Annotated in this window: 1 protein-coding gene; it reads left to right on the forward strand. The window is 34.6% G+C overall.

The genetic code is table 11. The features are described from left to right. Nucleotides 1-1,124 precede the first annotated feature (1,124 nt). The gene (locus tag W7W_RS0120220) at nucleotides 1,125-1,757 is read left to right on the forward strand and encodes a hypothetical protein (protein WP_010665442.1); all 633 of its coding nucleotides are present in this window, start codon (nucleotides 1,125-1,127) and stop codon (nucleotides 1,755-1,757) included. The last annotated feature ends 328 nt before the right edge of the window (nucleotides 1,758-2,085 follow it).

Raw genomic sequence — 2,085 nt, forward strand, 5'->3', positions numbered from 1 at the left:
TTTGTATTTCCCAAAACCATGCTTTCAAGCCGATAAATCCACAGCTGGTCTGAAAGCCACGCCCAGGCGCATATAGCCGGGACGTTGCTGGCAACTTAAAAAAACCACATATACGACTAAAAATCAATAACCTAAATTGGATTTTTTCGCGAAAAGTTGGTTAATAACGAAAGAAATACAAGCAAAATTGGGCAGGTTGATAAAAAACCAATAACAACGAGTTGATAATATCGGTCAAAAACGAAAACGAAAAATAATCAACGGATAGAGAAACGTTTCTGGACGTTGAAAAATTCGTAAAGATTGATACAGGCCAAGTAATTGATAACGAAATAATTCCGGCGGGAGATTGTGCAGGTTGATAAAAGCTCATTTGTAACGGGCCGATAATTCCGGCTTGAAAATGAAAACCAGAGAATAATTAACAGATTGAAAACCGCGTTTGGTCACTGATAAATTCGCAAAAATTGACACAGTCCAAATGATTGATAACGAAATAATTCAGGCAGAAAATTGTGCGGGTTGATAAATGCTCAATTGTAACGGGCTGATAGTTCCGCCCTGAAAAATGAAAACTAAAGGACAATTAACGGCTTGAGAAACGAATTTGGTCACTGATAATTTCGCAAAGATTGAGACTATCCAATTAATTGATAATGAAACAATTCAGGCAGAAAACTGTGCGGGTTGATAAATGCTCAATTGTAACGGGTTGATAATTCCGGCTTGAAAAATGGGACAAAAGGACATTTAACGGCTTGAAAAATGCGTTTTGTCGCTGAGAAATTCGCAAAATTTGAAAATAACGAACGGATTGAGAAACGATTTTGTCAGAAAATTTCTACTTTTAAGAACCAAAATTTTATAATTGAATAAAAACCAATGAAAACCCCAAACCCGATACTACATGAAATAACTCTCAAATTGAAATCCCCAACGGACAGAAATATAAGCAGCCAGCAACAAAGCTATGATACGCCAGCCGTGGCATCCACAGCATATTGAGGGTTTTGTTTTACCCTCACCCCTGCGTTCAAGCTGATAAATCCACAGCTGGGCTGAAAGCCACGCCCAGGCGCATATAGCCGGGACGTTAGCGTTCAGCCAAAAGAAACATTCTGCAAATGAGAAAAATTTTTAAAATATCAATTTCTAGTATCGGAGTAATAATTGGACTGATTTTGGTCGGACTGATAATATATAGATTGAATTACTACAAAGAGAGAAATAAAATTCACAGAGATTTAGACAAATTACCAGGAGTAAAAGTAATTGAGATATGGGGACACCCAGATACAAAACTTGAGGAGATTAGCGCATTGATTGATATTGAAAAAAAAGGACAAATAGTAATTACTAATCTAAACAAGGATGATTATAACTATCCCGAACATGTCTCAATACCTTACATTGATGGATATAAGTTTAAATCCTATAATTGCGATAAAATTTTAGGGATAAGTTCGAGTATTTCAATTGGATCAAATGACATTCTTGGTAAAAAAATTGGATTACTTTTTAATTCACCTATTGATATAATAAACAACTATGATACAATTTTGAGATTTGTAAATTCGTTGCCCAAATATCCTGATTTAGGACATTATTTTGGAGATAATAACGAGGAATTATTTCTAAAGGTGCAGTCTGACAAAGAAATAAACACCAAAGATCCATTGTTTGATTTGGTGGGGATTGAGAACGATTTTGAATTTGCAAAGACTCTTGATTGGACAAATAAAAAATGTATAAAATAATGGCCGAAACGCTAACAATGTATATAGCAAATAGGCGTGATAGGGATAAATTCAACAATTGTAGCCCGCTCAAAATTCATCTCGGTTTGATAGGTTCGAAGCACGCAATCGCCTACTTGCCATATACTCAACGTTGTGGTGCATTATAAAACAACACAATTAACTGAATATAAAAACTAAACATGGATTTAATTAATAAGCACAAAAGATATTTTTCGACAATTTTAGATTTAGGCGTACTGATAATAATTTCATTGCCTTTTGCCTAAGTACATGACAAAATATTTATACAATCATTAAACTCCTTGATATTTAAGGCATTCATCAT

Source organism: Marinilabilia salmonicolor JCM 21150 (genome assembly GCF_000259075.1).
GTDB classification, from domain to species: Bacteria; Bacteroidota; Bacteroidia; order Bacteroidales; family Marinilabiliaceae; genus Marinilabilia; species Marinilabilia salmonicolor.

Coding starts and splice junctions, on each gene's coding strand:
- W7W_RS0120220 (WP_010665442.1), top strand. CDS start 1,125: ATGAGAAAAATTTTTAAAATATCAATTTCTAGTATCGGAGTAATAATT.